The 20884-nt window shown below is 41.1% G+C and carries 19 protein-coding genes; all 19 read left to right on the top strand.

Features of this window, described 5'->3' with window-relative positions:
• Positions 1 to 77: 77 nt before the first annotated feature.
• The 19 genes from H0486_RS14550 to H0486_RS14460 all read left to right on the top strand — a co-directional run bounded on the left by H0486_RS14550 (position 78) and on the right by H0486_RS14460 (position 20762).
• The gene (locus H0486_RS14550) at positions 78 to 1148 is read left to right on the top strand and encodes a DegT/DnrJ/EryC1/StrS family aminotransferase (protein ID WP_323163552.1); all 1071 of its coding nucleotides are present in this window, start codon (positions 78 to 80) and stop codon (positions 1146 to 1148) included.
• A gap of 2 nt (positions 1149 to 1150) precedes the next feature.
• Entirely contained in the window at positions 1151 to 1801 is a 651-nt protein-coding gene (locus H0486_RS14545) for a sugar transferase (RefSeq protein WP_323163551.1), read from the top strand.
• On the top strand, positions 1802 to 2266 hold the full coding sequence (locus tag H0486_RS14540; protein WP_228353679.1) for a GNAT family N-acetyltransferase: 465 nt from the start codon (positions 1802 to 1804) through the stop codon (positions 2264 to 2266). It begins immediately after the preceding gene.
• 15 nt (positions 2267 to 2281) lie between these two features.
• Positions 2282 to 3397, top strand: coding sequence for a polysaccharide biosynthesis protein (locus tag H0486_RS14535; protein WP_228353678.1), 1116 nt, complete (start codon positions 2282 to 2284; stop codon positions 3395 to 3397).
• A complete protein-coding gene (locus H0486_RS14530; RefSeq protein WP_228353677.1) occupies positions 3303 to 4418 on the top strand; it encodes a capsular polysaccharide biosynthesis protein CapF in 1116 nt (371 codons plus the stop codon). Before H0486_RS14535 ends, H0486_RS14530 begins: the two co-directional genes overlap by 95 nt.
• Positions 4419 to 4475: 57 nt before the next feature.
• Positions 4476 to 5615 (top strand): non-hydrolyzing UDP-N-acetylglucosamine 2-epimerase, encoded by a 1140-nt coding sequence (gene wecB, locus H0486_RS14525; RefSeq protein WP_228353676.1) that lies wholly within the window; start codon positions 4476 to 4478, stop codon positions 5613 to 5615.
• Positions 5612 to 6832, top strand: coding sequence for a glycosyltransferase family 4 protein (locus H0486_RS14520; protein ID WP_228353675.1), 1221 nt, complete (start codon positions 5612 to 5614; stop codon positions 6830 to 6832). Before wecB ends, H0486_RS14520 begins: the two co-directional genes overlap by 4 nt.
• 18 nt (positions 6833 to 6850) lie before the next feature.
• The gene (locus H0486_RS14515) at positions 6851 to 8041 is read left to right on the top strand and encodes a glycosyltransferase (protein ID WP_228353674.1); all 1191 of its coding nucleotides are present in this window, start codon (positions 6851 to 6853) and stop codon (positions 8039 to 8041) included.
• 50 nt (positions 8042 to 8091) lie between these two features.
• A complete protein-coding gene (locus H0486_RS14510) occupies positions 8092 to 9450 on the top strand; it encodes an O-antigen ligase family protein (protein WP_228353673.1) in 1359 nt (452 codons plus the stop codon).
• Positions 9443 to 10978, top strand: coding sequence for a polysaccharide biosynthesis protein (locus H0486_RS14505; RefSeq protein WP_228353672.1), 1536 nt, complete (start codon positions 9443 to 9445; stop codon positions 10976 to 10978). Before H0486_RS14510 ends, H0486_RS14505 begins: the two co-directional genes overlap by 8 nt.
• A gap of 40 nt (positions 10979 to 11018) precedes the next feature.
• Positions 11019 to 12497 (top strand): UDP-glucose dehydrogenase family protein, encoded by a 1479-nt coding sequence (locus H0486_RS14500; protein ID WP_228353671.1) that lies wholly within the window; start codon positions 11019 to 11021, stop codon positions 12495 to 12497.
• Positions 12388 to 13431 (top strand): NAD-dependent epimerase/dehydratase family protein, encoded by a 1044-nt coding sequence (locus tag H0486_RS14495; RefSeq protein ID WP_323163571.1) that lies wholly within the window; start codon positions 12388 to 12390, stop codon positions 13429 to 13431. The genes H0486_RS14500 and H0486_RS14495 overlap by 110 nt, the downstream gene beginning before the upstream one ends.
• Positions 13432 to 13465: 34 nt before the next feature.
• Positions 13466 to 14530: a glycosyltransferase family 2 protein gene (locus H0486_RS14490; RefSeq protein ID WP_228353670.1), complete on the top strand. Its 1065-nt coding sequence runs from the start codon at positions 13466 to 13468 to the stop codon at positions 14528 to 14530.
• Complete coding sequence (locus H0486_RS14485) at positions 14475 to 15446, top strand: glycosyltransferase family 2 protein (protein ID WP_228353669.1); 972 nt, start codon at positions 14475 to 14477, stop codon at positions 15444 to 15446. Before H0486_RS14490 ends, H0486_RS14485 begins: the two co-directional genes overlap by 56 nt.
• 105 nt (positions 15447 to 15551) lie before the next feature.
• On the top strand, positions 15552 to 15929 hold the full coding sequence (locus H0486_RS14480; protein WP_228353668.1) for a RidA family protein: 378 nt from the start codon (positions 15552 to 15554) through the stop codon (positions 15927 to 15929).
• Positions 15930 to 16251: 322 nt separating this feature from the next.
• Positions 16252 to 17259, top strand: a complete 1008-nt coding sequence (locus H0486_RS14475; protein WP_228353667.1) for a LacI family DNA-binding transcriptional regulator — start codon at positions 16252 to 16254, stop codon at positions 17257 to 17259.
• Between the two features lie 176 nt (positions 17260 to 17435).
• Positions 17436 to 18371, top strand: coding sequence for a mannose-6-phosphate isomerase, class I (gene manA / locus H0486_RS14470; RefSeq protein ID WP_228354447.1), 936 nt, complete (start codon positions 17436 to 17438; stop codon positions 18369 to 18371).
• Positions 18372 to 18382: 11 nt separating this feature from the next.
• On the top strand, positions 18383 to 19555 hold the full coding sequence (locus H0486_RS14465; RefSeq protein ID WP_228353666.1) for an AGE family epimerase/isomerase: 1173 nt from the start codon (positions 18383 to 18385) through the stop codon (positions 19553 to 19555).
• Positions 19556 to 19589: 34 nt separating this feature from the next.
• A complete protein-coding gene (locus tag H0486_RS14460) occupies positions 19590 to 20762 on the top strand; it encodes a glycoside hydrolase family 130 protein (protein WP_228353665.1) in 1173 nt (390 codons plus the stop codon).
• Positions 20763 to 20884: the final 122 nt, after the last annotated feature.

Genomic DNA, 20884 nt, shown 5'->3' with positions numbered 1-20884 from the left:
GGGTAAGTATGCTTGGAGAATTGTTAAAAGAAAAGATTTTTCTCTCCTCACCACACATGAGCGAGGAGGGATATGAGATGGAATATATCAGGGAGGCCTTTGAGAGTAACTGGATCGCTCCATTGGGAAAGAATGTGGATGAGTTTGAAAACGAAATATGCTGTATGCTCGATGTAAAGGCGGCCGCAGCCCTATCTTCAGGTACGGCAGCGATTCATCTGGCTCTTAAGGCAGCAGGAGTTAATAAAGGAGATATTGTTTTTTGCTCATCCCTTACATTTTCGGCCACTGCAAATCCTGTTATATATCAAAATGCGGTGCCGGTTTTTATTGACAGTGATTATGAAACCTGGAATATGAGCCCATCAGCACTGGAGGAGGCATTTATCCGATATGATAGGATTGGGAAACGCCCCAAGGCGGTTATTGTAGTACACCTGTATGGATTACCCTCAGCACTGGATGAGATTGTTTATCTATGCCATAAGTATCAGGTTCCGCTAATCGAAGATGCGGCTGAGAGTCTGGGGTCCTTATATAAAGGACGGTATACCGGTACCTTTGGAGATTATGGGGTGTTTAGCTTCAATGGCAATAAAATAATTACCACCTCCGGAGGAGGAATGCTGGTATCAAATCGAGAGGAACGAATTCGAAAGGTGAGGTTTTGGGCGACACAGGCAAGGGATCCGGCAAGACATTATGAGCATAGTGAATTGGGATATAACTATCGTATGAGTAATGTCACCGCTGGAATTGGTCGGGGACAGTTAAAGGTACTGCATGACAGAGTGCGTCAAAAGCAATATATCAATGAATTCTATCGTAGGGAGCTGGATGGACTTCCGGGTCTAACATTTATGCCGGAGAATCGATATAACAGGCCGAATTACTGGCTTAGCTGCATTCTTCTTCATGGTCCTGTCAGATCCAATGATGTATTTGAAGCTCTGGATGAGGAAAATATCGAATCAAGACCTATCTGGAAACCGATGCATCTACAGCCATTCTATAAGGGATATGACTTTGTCGGAGAAGGGGTATCGGAAAGATTGTTCCGGGAAGGAGTATGCCTGCCAAGTGATACGAAGATGACCGATGAGGATTTGATGAGAGTTGTAAGGAAAATAAGAGGACTTTGGAGATGATTATGGAGAAAGGTCAGGAAAGGGTATTAAGGCGGGGCTTTTATTACAAATATGGCAAGCGGCTAATGGATATTGTTTTCTCTCTGAGTGCACTTCTGATACTATCACCTGTAATTTTGCTAGTGGCAGCTCTGGTACGCTTTAAGATTGGTTCCCCCGTCTTATTTAAACAGGAGCGGCCTGGAAGAAGGGAAAAAATATTTACACTATATAAGTTTCGTACCATGACGGATGAGAGAGGAGAAGATGGAAAACTATTACCGGATGAACTGCGTTTAACCTCTTTCGGAAGATTTATTCGGTCGACCAGCCTGGATGAATTGCCTGAGTTACTGAATATAATTAAGGGGGATATGAGCATAGTAGGTCCAAGGCCCCTATTAGTCCGGTATCTGGGGTATTACAAACCGTCAGAAAGACGCAGGCATGAAGTAAAGCCCGGTCTTACCGGCATTGCGCAGGTCAGTGGACGAAACTATCTGGGATGGGAGAAACGATTTGAATGTGATGTGTATTATGTTGATCATATTACCTTCTTAGGGGATCTGATAATTATCCTCAAGACCATCAAAAAGGTTCTCCAAAGAAAGGATATTGCTGTAGGAGATCAAAAGGTGTTAGCAAATTTGGATGAAGAAAGAGGGGCATCATAAATGCAGCTGGTTCAGATTCGTTCTCAGGATGTGAAGGTATATCAGGAACCCATGATAAAGCTTATGAAGCAGTCTTATCGGTTAAGCTTTCCTGATATTACGATTTCGGAGGAATACTTCCAGCAGCGTCTACAGCTGTTAGAAAGCTATCTTGAGCTTGACCATGCGATTGTCTACGCGGCTGTAAACAGGTACGAGCTGCAAGGATTTATATGGTTTTACGTAAGAGAGAGTATGGGGGATAAGGTAATACATATTGTTCATTTTGTTGTAGACGAAGAAGCAAGGCAGCAGGGAATCGGGAGAAAGCTGATTGAATTAGTAGAAGACTATGCCCTGGAGCATCAAATATTGGAGCTGGAGCTGCTTGTTACGAGGAATAATGAGACAGCAGTAGAGTATTATAAAAAAAGAAATTTTGAGATTGAGCGGCTGATTATGAGAAAACGGCTGGTAACTTATTAGTATGGGGGTAAAGCAATGTTTAAGAACCGGACATTATTGATTACAGGAGGGACAGGTTCCTTTGGAAATGCTGTTCTAAATCGCTTTTTAAAAACCGATATTGCGGAAATACGCATTTTTTCAAGGGATGAGAAGAAGCAGGATGATATGCGTCATCAATATAATAGCAGCAAGATAAAGTATTACATTGGGGATGTTCGTAATACGCAGAGCATCAAAGAGGCTCTCAGGGGTGTTGACTATGTTTTTCATGCTGCGGCACTGAAACAGGTTCCTTCCTGTGAGTTCTTTCCTATTGAAGCGGTGAAAACAAATATTCTTGGGACGGACAATGTCTTATCGGCCAGTATTGAAAATGGAGTAAAAAAGGTGGTTTGCTTGTCCACGGACAAAGCGGCATATCCTGTGAATGCTATGGGGACCTCCAAGGCGATGATGGAGAAGGTATTTGTAGCCAAATCAAAAACCGTTGATCCGGACAAAACTCTGATCTGCGGAACCAGATACGGCAATGTTATGTGCTCCAGAGGTTCGGTCATTCCCCTATTTATCGAACAGATCAAGGCAGGACTTCCATTAACGGTTACCGAGCCTAATATGACCAGATTTATTATGAGCCTGGAGGAAGCGGTGGATTTGGTTTTATTTGCATTTGAACACGCCCAAAGTGGAGATATATTTGTCCAGAAGGCTCCAGCGACCACTATTGAGGTCCTGGCCAAAGCGGTTAAGGCGATATTTCATGCAGACAATCCGATTAAGATCATCGGTATCCGTCATGGTGAAAAGATGTATGAGACACTTCTGACCAATGAGGAGTGTGCACATGCCATCGATATGGGAAACTTCTACCGGGTGCCTGCGGATAAGAGGGATTTGAATTATGATAAATACTTTTTTGAAGGGGATCAAAAGAGATCCATATTAAAGGAGTTTAATTCGAATAACACAAAGCTCTTAACAGTGGATGAAACCATATCAAAGCTGCTGTCACTATCGTATATCCAGGAGGAATTAAAAGCATGGGAGATGAGATATGAAGTTATTGGTCACGGGAGCGAAAGGCTTCCTAGGAAAAAACTTAATCACACAATTACAAAACAGGAAATGCGGAACTATATTCACGTATGATCTGGACAGTGATCCGGTAAAGCTAGAGGAATACTTGGAACAATGTGATTTTGTATACCACCTGGCAGGGGTTAACCGACCGCAGAAGGAAGAAGAGTTCATGGAGGGAAATTGCGGATTTACAGCAATGCTGCTACAGAGTCTTACGAAAATGCATAAGAAAATTCCTGTGCTGATGACCTCGTCCATCCAGGCAGAACGGAATAATCCATACGGTAGCAGTAAAAGAGCAGCGGAGGAGAAGCTTTTTGCCTATGAAAGGGAGACCGGAGGAAAGGCATTGGTCTACCGTCTTCCCAATGTCTTTGGGAAATGGTCGAGACCGAATTATAACAGTGCCATAGCAACCTTCTGTTATAACATAGCCCGTGACTTGCCAATTGTAGTGAACGACCCCTCAACCATTCTTTCCCTGGTGTACATTGATGATGTTGTGGATGAAATAATTCTGGCGCTGGAAGGGAAAGAGCATCGACGTGATGGATATTGCTATGTGGATACAGTATATTCTGCTACTCTGGGTAAGATTGTAGCATTACTCTATTCTTTTAAGGAAAGCAGGAGCAAGCTGGCTCTTCCCTATGTAAAGGATGAGCTGGAACGAAAGCTCTATAGTACCTACGTAAGCTTTCTTCCTGAGGATCAGTTTTGTTATTCCCTGAATATGAATCGGGATGAGAGAGGTTCCTTTACCGAACTGTTTCGAACAGCGGAATGTGGACAGCTATCCGTTAATATCACAAAACCAGGTATCACCAAAGGAAATCACTGGCATCACAGCAAGTGTGAAAAGTTTATTGTGGTTCAAGGGAAAGCGGTCGTTGAGCTTCGAAGAATTGATTGTGAAGAAATCCTTCGCTATCACGTAACCGGAGACAAAATTGAGGTTATTGATATCCCGGTAGGATATACACATAGTATCCAAAATATCGGAGACGGTGATCTGGTGACTGTCATGTGGGCGAACGAAGGGTATCAACCGGAACAGCCGGATACCTATTATGAACCGGTACGAAGGTAAGACAGGTCGTTCGTACCAGCAGAAACGATGTGGGTTATGCACGGAAAGAGGATAAATATGAATGATAGGAATAATAAATTGAGGGTTATGACCATTATCGGAACGAGGCCGGAGATTATAAGATTATCTTCCTGTATCAAAGCGTTTGATCGCTATTTTGAACATATATTAGTACATACGGGGCAGAACTGGGACTATACCTTGAACCAGGTGTTTTTTGAGGATTTGAATTTGCGGGCGCCGGATTATTATCTGGATAGTGTTGGGGAGAATCTTGGTCAGACCATGGGTAATATCATTGCGAAATCCTATGAGATAATGCAGCAGGTAAGACCAGAAGCTATCCTGATTCTGGGAGATACGAATTCGGCACTGTCCGCTATCGCAGCAAAGCGCCTGAAAATACCAATTTTTCACATGGAAGCTGGCAACCGGTGTTGGGATTACAATGTACCGGAAATGATCAATCGTAAATTGGTGGATCATATCTCGGATATTAATCTCCCCTATACAGAACACTCCCGACGATATCTACTGTCCGAGGGAGTGGATGGGAAGACGATATTTGTCACCGGATCTCCAATGACGGAGGTTATTCGGGAGCATATGGAGAAAATTAATCGAAGTCAGGTCCTGCAAGAGCTTGGGCTGGAACAGGGAAAATATATCCTGCTATCCGCTCACAGGGAGGAGAACATCGATCGGGAAGAGTACTTTCTTTCCCTTATGAATTCCATTAATGGCATTGCTGAAAAGTACGGATGTCCGGTAATTTATTCAACACATCCAAGGAGCAGGAAATTTATAGAAGCCAGAGGCTTTCACTTTCATCCTCAGGTACGCAGTATGAAGCCTTTTGGTTTTACTGATTATATTCATTTACAAAAACATGCGTTTTGTGTTCTATCCGATAGTGGAACACTGTCGGAAGAAAGTGCAATACTTCATTTTCCAGGAGTCCTGTTGCGTACCTCGACTGAGCGTCCTGAGGTATTGGATCATGGGACCATTGTCATCGGAGGGGTTGGAGAGCGGGATATTCAACAGGCAATTGAGCTTGCTGTAAGGATGCACGAAAACCAAGAAGAAACTGTTGTTGCTGAGGATTATCAAGATACCAATGTCAGTGTAAAGGTAACGAAGATTATCCAAAGCTATACCAAAATTGTGAATATTACAGTCTGGGGGAAACAATGAAAATATTAGTGTTAACGTCCTGTTATCCGGAGCCGGAGGATGATTCCAAGGTTGGTGCCACACCAGTGGTTCATTATTTTGCCAGAGAATGGGTTAAGAGCGGACATGAGGTACTAGTCATTCATAATGCCAATAAGTTTATTCTTCCACTCTATTTACTACCGAGTTTTATCAAGCACAAAATTAATTCCATGGTGGATATGGTTTTCCCGAAGCTGTCCCAGCGAAAGGCTCTGTATCGGGAAATGGAGGGAGTGAAGATCAAGCGAATTCCCATACTGAAGGTTATACCGCGCTGTGAGTTCTTGCCAATACAGATAAAGCTTCAGCTTCGTAGAATCCAAAAAACACTTCTTGAACAGGATTTTATTCCGGACGTGATGGTTGGACACTGGGAAACTCCGCAGATCCCTTTATTATCCATGCTGAAAGAGGTGTACTCTTGTAAAGCAGTTGAGGTATTTCATGGGACGCATTATATCCATAAAGGAATATACTACAAAAAGTACAGGAAGTATCTGGAGAGTATTGATCAGTTTGGAGGACGATCCCCGGAGATCGCGAGGAAGGTCAAGGAAAGCTTAAAATTACAGTATGATCCCTTTATCTGCTATTCTGGAATTCCGAATGAATACATTCGTGAATATACGAGGGAGCGACCGGAGAAACGGTTTGAAGAGATGGATGCTATTCATGATTTTCTATATGTGGGGAAGCTGATTGACCGCAAATGTGTGGACTCGATAATATTAGCTCTACGAGACGCCTATCCCATGAAAAACTTTCATCTGAATATTATTGGTGTCGGAGCTTGTGAAGCCTCTCTGCGAGATATGGTAGATAAATTCGGTTTGCAGGAGCAGATTACATTTTATGGCTCCCTGCCGAGGGAGGAAGTAATCAAGCACATGCAATATGCGCAATGCTTTACCATGATAAGCAGTAGAGAGGTATTCGGACTTGTATATTTAGAGGCTATGTCGCAGGGATGTATCGTGATTGCATCCAGAAACGAAGGCTTTGACGGAATTATAGTTGATGGATTGAACGGGTTTTTGTGTGAAGCCGGTAACGCTCAGGAGCTAAGTAAGGTATATGAAAGAATCAATGGGCTGACACAGGAGGAAAAAGAGCAGATTTCCCGCAATGCGGTCGAAACGGCTCATCACTTCACGGACTCAGAAGTAGCAAAGCGCTATCTTAAGGTATTTTATTAAATAATTATGGGGGCAGGAATGAATATTTGTGTTATAACATCACATTTTCCCAGTGAAAAGGATCCGACATTTGCGTTTGTAGAAGCATTGGTACATGAGCTGGTGGATCAGGGAAACTCATGCTGTGTCATAGCGCCACAGAGCAGGCTCAGTGCTATGAAAAATAATCGAGTGATACGAAAAAAGGAAGAACAGCGAAGAACAAAAAACGGGAACGAGTTCATGGTGTACTCGCCTCGGGTAGCCTCCTTTTCAGCAATTCCCGTTATAAGCAAACTGTTACGGGGAAAACTGCAGCATTGGTACTATCTGGCGGTGAAAACGGTTGTGGCACAGCTTCCGATGAAGCCCGATGTCTTATATGGACATTTTGCCAAGCCTTCAGGAATGCTGGCTTCCATTCTTGGCCATGAGCTTCAGATTCCATCCTTTGTTGCATTTGGGGAGAGTAATTTATCCGCTTCTTTGAAAGAAGTAGGATTCGAAAAGGTAAGAGCTGATTTAAGGTATTTAACAGGAGCAATTGCTGTATCCTCGCAGCTGAAGAAGGAAGTACTTAGGGAAAAACTAGTGCCGGATATCCCGATTAATGTGATCCCAAATGCCATTGACAGGACATTATTTCATCCAGTTGGGAAGGTGGCACGGCAGCTTCGTCGGAATTCCTTAGGAATCAAAGAGGATGATTTCGTCGTTGCATTTGTAGGATATTTCACAGAGCGGAAAGGCTCCATGCGGGTACTGCAGGCTATTAGTGGTTTGGATCGGGTGAAGGGAATGTTCTTCGGAACTGGTCCCATGGTACCGGTGGGAGATCAGGTCGCTTTCTGCGGAGTAGTATCCCATGACCACCTATGTGAATACTTAAGCTGCGCGGATGTGTTCGTATTACCCACGCTGGCAGAGGGGTGCTGCAATGCCATTATCGAAGCAATGGCTTGCGGATTACCCATCATTTCTTCTGATTGCGATTTTAATATGGACATTCTGTTTGAAGATAATGCCATAAAGATTAATCCCACTGAAATAGATGAGATACGTAAGGCGGTATTGAAATTGAAGCAGAATCCGGAGTTGTGTAAGCAAATGGGTATGAATTCACTCCGACATGCAGCCAATTTGTCCTTATCCAATCGTGCTTCTCAGATACAATCTTTTATGGATAGCTGTATTAAGGAAAGATCCGGTACCATTTCACTGGAAGCGTAATTGGTGTACGGAAGGATTGGGTGATTGTCAGGAAAGAGAGGACCAGTGAAATGTATAAAAAAATAGCCATCGGTTTTGCGTATATATTGCCGGTTTATATCTATGTTTTGAATCCCATATTTGGACAGGGGTACAAACTTATATCCATATTAGGGGCCGGACTTGTCTTTTTTACAGTAGGAGCAGTATACAGGGAGAAGCTACTGAAGTTAATAAGTCCCGAAATCATATGTTTACTGGTATTCCTGTTATACAGTTTAGCTTCAGGTATTTTTCTGACCGCAGATAGGAGCAGATTGTTAGACAGCTGGTTTACCTTGTTTCAAAATCTGACTATGGTCATCTGCCTGATCTTATTGATGAAGCAGGGAGTATCCCCGGCTGTGTTTGCAGGAATATTTCTCGTCATTTATCTATTGTGTATGTATTTTAGCTTGACGGGGAACACCATATCCAAGAATGGGAGGCTTTCCATAGCAGAAGGATATAATCCTAATGAAATGGGATATCTGATTGTTTTTGGTGTTATATCCATGTTGTATTTTCTACCCTATATGAAAAGCATACTTCTTAAAGGGTTAGTTATTGCCGGAATCATAGGTGCCTTTTATATTGTATTATCTTCCGGTTCCAGACAGAATTTTTTGGTATTGATTCTTGTACTTGTATTATGGCTGCTTTTTAATCTGTATCAGCTTCGATCGAAGAATATATCTATGAAAACCGTAGGTACCATCAGTGTGATTTTACTCGTTCTTATTGTACTTGCCGGGAGTATTGCAGATGCTGTTATGAAAGCATTTCATGAATCAATCCTATATGAACGAATGATTAGTGAGAGTGTTCAATCCTCCGACGAAGTAAGAAAGTATTTTTACTATTTAGCAATGGGTTACTTTAAGCAAAGTCCACTTCTTGGTATAGGATATGATCAATTCCGAGTGAAGAATATCTATGGTATGTATTCACATTCCACCTATGTAGAACTTCTGTCATGTACCGGTATCCTTGGATGTATACTGTGGTTTAGCCCCTATCTCCTGGTGCTTAAACGTTTCCTTCGATTAAAAAGGAGAAAGGGAGGCATAGGTAGGGATCCCATTCAGGAGTATCAGCTTAATATCGTATTTATCTATTATATTACACTCATATTACTCGGACTGACTACGGTTCATATCTATAAAATCAATATGCTGTTAGTGCTTGCTTTTGTAACTGGTTATATGGAACAGCGGATGTCCCGCGAAGAAAAGGAATTAGTCGAATTGCAGAGTATGATGAATACAGAGAAAGGGATTAAGATAGGGAATTCGGTGACTACGGAGGAAATGTTGGACAGGAATATGCTGACAGAAATTCAGAATACAATGATGACGGAGATTTCAATGGAGAGGATTCGATATGAATAGAACAAAAAAATATATATACAATATTTCCTTTTCGGCGGCGCTACATCTGGCCAGTATTTTATCAGGGTTTATCATACCTCGTACCATACTGCAATCCTACGGTTCTGAGATGAATGGGATTATTTCGTCTGTGAATCAGTTTATATCTTATTTCAGTATTGTGGAGGCCGGACTTGGGGGAGCTGCCATGTATGCACTATATAAACCACTAGCCAATAAGGATTATCCTGCAATGAATGGAATTGTATCGGCTGCTAAGAAGCTTTATAACCAGACAGGATATATTTTTGCTTCTATGGTACTGGGACTGGCATTATTATTCCCGCATTTTACAGAGAACAATAGCCTGCTTTCCTACGAAATGGGGTTATTGGTCGTAGTACTGGGATTAAAGGGCGTTCTGGAATTTTTCACTCTGGCAAAATACAGGGTATTACTGGATGCGGATCAAAAGACGTATGTCATAGCCATTGCAACGATTGTACATTTATTTACTTATACGATGATAGTTGCCATACTGGCTCATTATCACACGAACATCATAGTACTTAAGGCGGTTTCCTTGTGTTCCGTTTATTTAAGATCCCTTATTTTAATGATATATGTGAAGAGAAAATACCCCAGTGTGAATTACAATGCACAACCGGACAGGCAATCCATGGATAAACGATGGGACGTATTATACATTCAGCTATTGAACACTGTCCTTGGGGCAACTCCCGGTGTTGTGATTGCGGTGGTAATCAGGGACTTTAAGTTAGCAAGTGTATATTCTGTATTCTATTTGGTGGTGGCGGGAGTGTCCGGCATACTGACTTCCTTTAAAACAGGGCTTTCAGCGGCATTCGGTGATCTGATTGCCAGAAATGCGGAGAAGACCATCAAGAAAGCATATACCAGCTTTGAATATCTCTATTATGCATTGCTGACAGTAGCCTGTTCGACCATGCTTATTACAATCATGCCGTTTATTCGGATTTACACCAGGGGAATAGTGGATACCAATTATGATATACCGCTCCTTGGAGTACTTTTTACGATAAACTGTCTTCAGATTAATATTATGACACCACAACGAATGCTGATTAATTCAGCCGGTATTTATAGAGAAATGAGAGGTCAGACTACCACGGAGGCGGTTTTAGCCATCATCAGTGAAACGGTTCTTGGATATTTCTATGGGGTATCAGGAATAGTGACAGGCTATATTATAGCAGAAACCTATCGGGCAATTTATCTGCTTTCCTATATTCCCAGAAATATCACGAAAACCAGGGTTAAGGACTCGGTAATTCGGCAGGCTATGGTTTATATGGCAGTTGCATTGAATGGATTACTACTGCACCATATCCCGTATGTACCGACGAACTATCTAACCTGGTTTGCTTATGCACTGGTAGTAGCATGTGTGACGGGTATCATCACCGGAATTATGTGGTTTCTCTTTGATAAGAATACAGCAAAGGAGATCTACCACACCTTTCTTAAGAAACGATGGAAGACTTCAAAGCTGGCAGAGGTAGAATAATTAAGTTGTTGGCCGTAGTTTATGGCAGAAAGGATGAGATATGAAAATAGCAGTAGCAGGAACAGGTTACGTAGGATTAGTGGCAGGAGTATGCTTTGCAGAGGTGGGCCATATGGTTACCTGCGTTGACGTGGATGAAAATAAAATTCAGCTATTAAAATCCGGGGTATCACCCATATATGAGGCGGATTTGGAACGTTTGATGCGAAAGAACTACGACGAAGGAAGAATCGATTACACAATGGACTACAGGGAAGCATATAGAAATGCGGATGCGATATTTATCGGTGTGGGAACACCGGAGCGACCGGACGGTTCAGCCAATCTCACCTATATTGCTGCGGTGGCGAGACAAATTGCAGAATCAATTGAGAAGGAATGTCTGGTAGTAGTAAAGTCCACTGTACCAATCGGTACGAATGATAAGGTGGAACAGTTTATCAATGATTTCCTGGTAAATGACGTTCATGTTGAGGTGGCCTCCAATCCGGAGTTTCTTGCACAGGGATCCGCAGTGAGGGATACTCTTCAAGCAGCAAGAATCATAATCGGTACGGAAAGCGATTGGGCAAAGGAAATGCTGATGAAAATATATGAACCCTTTCATCTGCCGATTGTTGCTGTGAAACGTAGGTCAGCAGAAATGATAAAATATGCTTCGAATGATTTTCTGGCTCTCAAGATTTCTTATATGAATGACATTGCGAATCTGTGTGAATTGGTTGGAGCTGACATAGGTGAAGTCGCTCAGGGAATGTCCTTTGACAGTCGAATAGGAAGCAGGTTCCTAAATGCAGGAATAGGATATGGTGGCTCCTGTTTTCCGAAGGACACGAAGGCATTGGAATATCTGGCGAAGCAGCATGGGTATGAGTTAAGAACCGTGAAGGCGGCAATTGATGTAAATAAAGAGCAAAAGGTAATTCTATATAAAAAGGCATGCAAACGATTGATTACCTTTCATGGACTTAAGGTGGCAGTATTAGGATTAACCTTTAAACCTGGAACGGATGATCTACGTGAAGCTCCCTCCCTGGATAATATTCCTCTGTTATTAGAAAATGGAGCAGACATATTTGCCTATGATCCTGTTGGTACCGACAATTTCAAAAAGCTATATCCGGAAGGAAGAAATGGCAGAGGAAGTATTACCTATGTTGAAAGACCGGAGGAGGCGTTAGAAAATGCCAACCTTTGCTTTATCTTCACTGAATGGGGTAGTATTGCAGCGTTGAAACCATATATTTACCAGAAATTTATGAAGACACCATTGGTGTATGACGGACGGAATATCTATGATGTAAATGAAATGAGAAAAGCAGGTATTGAATATCACTCCATTGGACGAAGACAATCGTTTACTCCAAAATATATGATAACACAGGAGGAGCTGCGAATTGGAAGAAAGAATATCCGTAACCAGAATAAGATATCTAATCACAGGAGCGGCAGGGTTCATCGGATACTTCCTGTCGAAGAAGCTGCTGGAGCAAAAGCTACCAGTAATCGGGTTGGATAACCTAAATCCATATTATGATGTACAGCTGAAGAATCACCGGCTGGAGGAGCTTAAGAAATATCCGTCATTTACTTTTATTCAGGGGGATATTTCGGATAAGAATACTGTAATGCAGGTGTTTGCCGAATATCGTCCTGAAGTGGTAATCAATCTTGCCGCTCAGGCGGGAGTCAGATATTCCATTGAGAATCCGGAGGTATATATCAATAGTAATATTAATGGGTTTTATCAAATATTAGAAGCCTGCAGACATTATCCGGTGAAGCATCTGGTATATGCCTCCTCCAGTTCAGTGTATGGAGCCAATCGGAAGGTTCCCTTTGAGGAAACGGACTGTGTAGATCACCCGGTTTCTTTATATGCGGCTACGAAGAAGTCAAATGAGCTAATGGCCTCTACCTATAGTCATCTATACCATATTCCGGCTACAGGTCTTCGCTTTTTTACTGTTTATGGTCCCATGGGAAGACCGGATATGGCATATTACCGCTTTACCGACCGATATTTTGAAGGGAAACCTATCATAGTATATAATAACGGAGATATGGAGCATGATTTACTACGGGATTTTACCTATATAGATGATATTGTAGGGGGAATTGAGCGATTACTATATACTCCCCCCGTTTTGCCACTTCATCGTATCTTCAATATTGGCAATAGCAAACCGGAAAAGCTCATGGTATTTATCAATACACTGGAGCAATGTCTTGGACGTGCATTGGGAAGAGAAGTAGAATTTATCAAGTGCTTTGAACCAATGAAGGAGGGGGATGTGCCTGCAACCTACGCCAGTACAGATATACTTGAGAAAGAGGTAGGATTCCGACCGGCAACGCCCATTGAAGAAGGGCTTCAGAAATTTGCCGATTGGTATGTGTCATACCACCATTTATCAGAGACAAAGCTAGTGGACAGCTCTATGCTGATTTAAAGATAAGTAGCCATTTTGGCGGAATTGAGGAAATATGATAAGTGTTATTGTACCTGTCTACAATACAGAGAGATATCTTAGATTATGCATTAACAGTCTGCTTCGACAGACCTATCAGGATATTGAGATTATTCTGATTAATGATGGATCGACGGATTCCAGCGGATCGATTTGCGATGAATATGCAGCACTTGACCAGCGGATCAGAGTGTTTCACAAGCAAAATGGAGGGGTGTCATCAGCGAGAAACTGTGGAATAGAGGCAGCAAGGGGAGAATACATTGCCTTTGTGGACAGTGATGATTATGTGGAACCCGGCATGCTTTCTGCCATGTATCATAAGATAACGGAGGAGGATGTGGATCTGGTTATCTGTGGCTATACCAAGGTTCTTGATACCTGTTCCATTTTGCATTATTGTGATGATTCATATCTGTCAGGTGGAGCGGATATATGCCGGTTTATCCTTCATTGCCGATCCTGGTGTCTGTTTGCATCCATATGGAATAAGCTATACCGAAGAGATTTAATTCGGAAGCTTTTTCATCAGAACATAAGCTTAGGAGAAGATATGATCTTCAACCTCGACTATCTGGAGAATTGCCAAACTGTCTCATGCATTCCACAATGCTACTATTATTATCGACAGAACCAGAATAATTCCCTTACCAGAAATCAGTATCAAGACGATTTCTTTGCAATTTGTGTATATAAATATGAGAGGTTGTACCAGTTCTGTAAGAAATATAATGCGGACAATCGATGGGATGATAGGATGATCCACAAACGCTTCCTGGAATACACTATAATCTATTTGAGCCGTTTGGTTAGCGTAGAAAACATATCCATCACAGATAAACTAAAAAAATTGAATGAGGTATGTCATAATAGACAGCTGCAGGAAGCAATAACATTAACTTCCGGGTTGACCAGAAGGTATCGTCTGCTTGTCATTCTACTCAGGTATAGGTTAAGCTTGCTTTTACTGGCCATAATAGAAGCATGGTACTTATTTAAGAAAATCAAGGGCAGGTGGAACAAGAGTGGACACAAAAATCAGCGTGATAGTAGGTATATACAAGACAGAAAAGCTTCTTAGCCGATGTATAGAATCCATTCTTGATCAGACTTACCGGAATCTGGAGATTATTCTGATTGAGGATGGTTCTCCGGATCGTTGTGGGCAGATTTGTGAACATTACAGGAGTCTGGACCAGAGAATTAAGGTGGTACATAAAAGAAATGGCGGAATATCGGAGGTTAGAAATATTGGAGTTGAACTAGCAACAGGGGAGTATATTGCGTTTGTTGACAGTGATGACTTTATTCATAATACCTATATTGAGAAGCTATATATGCTGTGTAAAAAATATAATGCACAGATTGCACAGTGTGGGTTTGCGAAAGTAACAGATACAAAGGGGAAACCTAAGATGATTGATAACTCATATGAGGAGATTAAAATTTATAGCAATAAGGAGATGCTTTATAATCTGTTCAATGAGAATTATGTATGTTCGGTGGTTGTCTGGAGTAAGCTGTATCATAAGCATATATTTCGAAATATACGGTTTCCAGTGGGCAGACTTCATGAAGATGAAGCAGTTATCCATAAGCTGTTCTATGAATCAAACAGAATTGCTGTCACCAGGGAGCCGCTTTATTATTACTGTATATCCGGAGAAAGTATTACAAGGAGTGCCTACTCTCCGAATAAAATTGATATTATTCAGGCATATGAAGAGAGACTGGTTTTCTTTACGGATATCGCTATGCCGGATCTGTATCGCTATACCCTTTACCGGTATTTCTACCATCTGGTGAGTAATTATTGCCTGTATCAGAAACATTGCAAGGATTTGGTGCCTAAGAGAATGGAATTGAGAGAGAAAATTCGCAGGACATATGATGAAATTAGGAAAGGAAGGTATTTCAGTACAAGGGCAAGGATTAAGATGTCCATGGTACATATTTTCCCAGGGATATATGGAAGGATTTGGATGAATAAAGGATAAATTATGATGAAATCATTTATGAAGTTATCATTGTCTTCTGGAAAATAAATGGTATAATAATAAGAAAAATTCTGGTTCGCAGATGGCGGAAGAATGGAGGAAGTTATGTTTCGAGTGATTCAGACAGATAAAGCTCCTGCAGCAATCGGACCGTATTCTCAGGCACTTATTCATGGCAATATGATGTTTGCATCGGGACAAATCCCGATCAATCCGGAGGATGGTCAAATCGTTGAGGGAGATATAACGCAGCAGGCAACACAGGTTATGAAAAATATCTCTGCAATACTGGAGGCTGCAGGAATCGGCTTTGAGAATGTAATTAAGACAACCTGTTTCTTGAAAAATATGGATGATTTTGCTGCATTTAATGAAGTATATGCAAAGTACTTTACTGGAAAGCCGGCAAGATCCTGTGTGGCAGCACAGAAGCTACCTAAAGATGTGTTGTGTGAGGTTGAGATTATTGCGATAATTTCATAAGGATGATTTCAAAAGGGCTGTATCACAATCAAACGAAATGAATGTGATACAGCCTTTGAAATGTATAATAGTTACAACACAGCTAAGAATAAAATGTTTCAATCCTCCGATTTGGTACCCTTTCTGACAAATATACGGTATAAGCTGTTTTATAATATAGAATTAGTCATAGTGTAGTAGTTTTCGTCTCCTTATTTATTGAAATATAAGAGACAAATTGATATACTTTTCTATATATTATGATAAAGCTTATTTGGTAAATTTATATAGAATTATCAAGGTACAAATTAGTATCGAAAAATATTATACGAGGGGATATGAAATGAAAAAGAAAGTAACGATGAAGGATGTTGCCAAGGAATTAGGAGTTAGTACGGTAACTGTCTCTAAGGCACTCGCTAATAAGGAAGGAGTGAGTGATTCTGTCAGAGAGATGATAAAGCAGAAGGCTAATGAAATGGGCTACCATTGTAATCAATATGGCAATGTCTCGAATGTTGGGGTTAATAATATTGTTGGTATCCTGGTTGCAGAGCAATTTATGCATGACAGCGCATTTTATTCCAAGATGTCTCAAACCATAGTTAAGGACTTAATGGCTTTGAATTACTTCGCAATCCTGGAGATTATTACGGAGGAAGCGGAAGAGGGAGGCAAACTGCCGAATGTAATACTCAATAATAAAGTAGATGGCATTATTATTCTGGGGCAAATGAATAAAGCATATATCGAACGGATTGATGCTTCCAAGAAGCCTTATATTCTTCTGGACTTTAATGATGACCATTTTAATGTGGATACAATCGTCAGTGATAATTTCTATGGAGCCTATGAGCTGACAAGCTATTTAATATCGCTAGGACATAAGGAAATTGGTTTTGTAGGAACTATAAATGCTACCACCAGTATTATGGATCGTTATATTGGGTATTATAAAGCGATAATTCAAAACAGACTGGAATTTCGCGAGGAATGGGTTATTCGAGATCGGGACAGCAAGGGTAATATCGGAGAGATATATCTTCCCCATGAAATGCCTACTGCTTTTGTATGTAATTGTGATGAAACGGCGTATCGTTTAATTCTCCTGCTTAAGAAATACGGCTATCGGGTACCGGAGGATATTTCCGTAGTAGGATATGATAATTATATCTATGCTACCATGAGTAATCCGACAATCACAACGGTGGAGGTAAACGTAGAGGCTATGTCGGAAGCAGCAGTGAATTCTATTATCAATCGAATGAAAAATCCTTCCGGGGAGTGTGGAAGACAGATTATCAGTGGTCGCATGGTGATTCGGGATTCGGCGGCTGCACCCTCGACCTAAGATAGTACTGAATACAAAATAGGATGTATGGATTGACAAATAAATATGGATAACATAAAATAATATTAAGTTATCGTTAACTTAATATTATTTTTATACATAAACCATATTTATTAAGATAATGGCAGGGATAATTTATTATGGAAAATATAGAGAGAGAAGAAAGAGAGACTGCGATGAAGAAATTATTATTTATGGAACCGGTATTTAAATCGATGATATGGGGAGGTAACAAACTGGAGTCGGATTTTGGATACCAGATACCGAATGACCATACCGGTGAATGCTGGGCGATCAGTGCTCATAAAAACGGAGATTGTACTGTGAAAAGTGGGGAATACAAGGGGAAAACCTTAAGCTGGCTATGGGAAAATCATCGGGAGTTATTCGGCTATGCAGAAGGTGAGGTCTTCCCGTTACTTATTAAGATTATTGATGCAAAGGCGGATTTGAGTATCCAGGTTCATCCCGATGATGACTATGCGGCAAAAAATGAGAACCATTCCTTAGGGAAGACAGAGTGCTGGTATATTCTTGATTGTGATCCGGATGGTGAAATCGTCATAGGACATAATGCCAGGAATAAGGAAGAACTAAAAGAGATGATTGACCAAAAGAGATGGCAGGAGCTAATACGGTTGCAGCCAATAAAGAAAGGGGATTTCTTTCAGATCGTACCCGGTACAGTACATGCAATCAAAAAAGGAACCTTAATTCTTGAGACACAGCAGAGTAGTGATATTACCTACCGACTTTATGATTATGACCGTCTCGATAACGGAAAGCCAAGAGAACTGCATATTGATAAAAGTATTGATGTCATAAATTGCCCTCATAAGGATGTGAAAGTTAAGGGAGAAGTAATCAAATATGCTACAGCCGAGGTGGAGGAACTAATCCAATGTTCCTTCTATACGGTTCAAAGGGTAAAGGTATACGGAGAGCAGGAATTCCTTCAGGATAAGAAATTTTTAAATATGTCTGTAATTAATGGCAGTGGAGAGCTGGATGGTATTTCAATTAAAAAAGGGGATCATTTAATTTTGCCTCATGGATATGGTTCTTATCAGATTAATGGCAATGTGGAAATGATCATATCATACGTTTCGTAGGGGAGGTTATTATGAGAATTGATGAAATTAAACAGGAACTAACCAATCATATTATTCCTTTTTGGAAGGGATTTAAGGATGAAGAGCAGGGCGGTTACTACGGGGAGATGGACTATAGCTTAAAGCTGTACAAGCATGCCGATAAAGGTGGCATTCTTAATAGCCGAATTCTTTGGTTTTTCTCAAATGCTTATTTGACATTGAAGGAGAAGGAGTGTCTGGATTACGCCACACACTCCTATGAATTCTTAAAGAATGCTTTCTATGATAAGGAATATGGAGGGATTTACTGGTCGGTGACCTATGACGGGAAAGCGAAGGATGATACCAAACATACCTATAATCAAGCCTTTGCAATCTATGCGCTTGCCTCTTATTATGATGCATCTAAGAATAGGGAAGCGTTACAGCTGGCTTACGATATGGTGGATATCGTCGAAAATAAATGCCGGGATGATTTAGGATACCTGGAAGCCTTTGACCGAAGCTTCCAACCGGCATCAAATGAAAAACTATCAGAAAATGGTGTAATGGCAAGTCGTACTATGAATACATTGCTGCACGTCTATGAAGCATATACTGAGCTTTATCGTGTGGACAAGAACCCGGAGATTGCTAAGAGCATGTTCTGGATGCTTGACTTTTTTGCCGACAAGGTATACAACCCAGCGAAAAGGAGATTGGAAGTATTCTTCGATCGCCAAATGAATTCGTTAATCGATCTGAACTCCTATGGACATGATATTGAAGCCTCCTGGCTGATTGACAGGGGAGTGGAGATTCTGGGAGACCCGAATTATATGGAGAGAATTACTCCGATCACCAGGGAACTGGCAGCGCATATTCATGAAGTCGCTATGGATGAGGCGTCTCTTTATAATGAATGTGAGGCAGGAAAGGTAGACACGAAAAAGGTGTGGTGGGTTCAGGCTGAAGCCATTCTTGGTTTTATTAACGGATACCAGAAGGATTCCTCCAGGACAGAATACCTCATTACGGCGGGAAAGATATGGGATTATATTAAAAATTATATGATAGATCACAGGGAAGGCTCGGAGTGGTTTAATGAGCTTAAGAAGGACGGGCAGCCGATTAAGAGTAAAGAAATTGTTGGGCCCTGGAAATGCCCATATCATAATGGAAGAATGTGCTTTGAAGTAATGAACCGGAATGTGGCGTTTTAAAGAAGAAAATTATAAGTGATAAAGGAGATATGTTATGCACCCTAATTATTATGTAGAATTAGAAAAGTATGAGAGATTGATTCGTCGAAAGAATGAAAAGAGCACCGAATATAACGGTCTGTACGACCGATATGTCCATCCGGTACTGACAAGAGAGCATATTCCTCTATTCTGGAAATATGATTTGAACGAGGCTACCAATCCTTATTTTATGGAACGATTAGGGGTAAATGCTGTGTTTAATTCCGGCGCAATTGAATTAAACGGGAAATATTATCTGGTAGCAAGAATTGAGGGAAATGATAGAAAATCATTTTTTGGAGTAGCAGAAAGTGATAGTCCCGTCGATGGTTTCCGTTTCTGGGATTATCCAGTGGAGCTTCCCGATACCTGTAAGGAAGAGACCAATGTATATGATATGCGTTTGACAAAGCATGAAGATGGATATATATATGGGGTATTTTGCTCAGAAAGTAAGGATACTACCTCTGCGGACTTATCTGCTGCAGTTGCGGAAGCGGGCATCGTTCGTACCAAGGATCTGAAGACCTGGGAAAGACTGAATAATTTAAAAACCTTACAATCTCCTCAGCAGAGAAACGTTGTCTTACACCCTGAATTTGTGAACGGAAAATATATGTTTTATACCAGACCGATGGATGGATTTATAGAGACAGGCTCCGGTGGTGGCATAGGGGTAGGCTTCTGTGAGGATATAACCAATGCCGTAATCAATGAGGAAATCATTACAAGCAGAAGAAAGTATCATACCATAACGGAAGCGAAGAACGGAGCAGGTGCTGTCCCGATTAAGACAGAGTACGGCTGGATTCACATTGCCCATGGTGTGCGCAATACAGCAGCAGGACTACGCTATGTAATTTATGTATTTGCTACGGATCTAAATGATCCAGCCAAGGTGATTGCAGAACCCTCCGGTTTTTATATCGCACCGATGGGAAATGAACGAGTGGGTGATGTATCCAATGTGGTATTTACCAATGGTGCAATTGCGAAGCAAAACGGGGAGGTATACATATACTACGCATCCTCTGATACAAGATTACACGTTGCAGCAACAACGATTGATAAACTGATGGATTATACCTTTAATACACCGGAGGATCCACTTCGCTCCGTCGAATGTGTACAGCAAAGATGTGACTTGATTCGTAAGAATTTAGAACTATTAAAACGACAAAAATAAAGTGGATTATGTAATATATTTTCCTGTATTTATGCATAAACCATGCATTTTCTGTACAATTTGTGGATTTTGCTCTGAGATTGTTGTAAGGTCACAACACAAATATTTACTTGAAAAATGCA

Source organism: Variimorphobacter saccharofermentans (assembly GCF_014174405.1).
In the GTDB taxonomy this organism is placed as follows: domain Bacteria; phylum Bacillota; class Clostridia; order Lachnospirales; family Lachnospiraceae; genus Mobilitalea; species Mobilitalea saccharofermentans.
The sequence above is the reverse complement of the archived record's forward strand: the minus strand, read 5'-3'. Positions and strand labels throughout refer to the sequence as shown.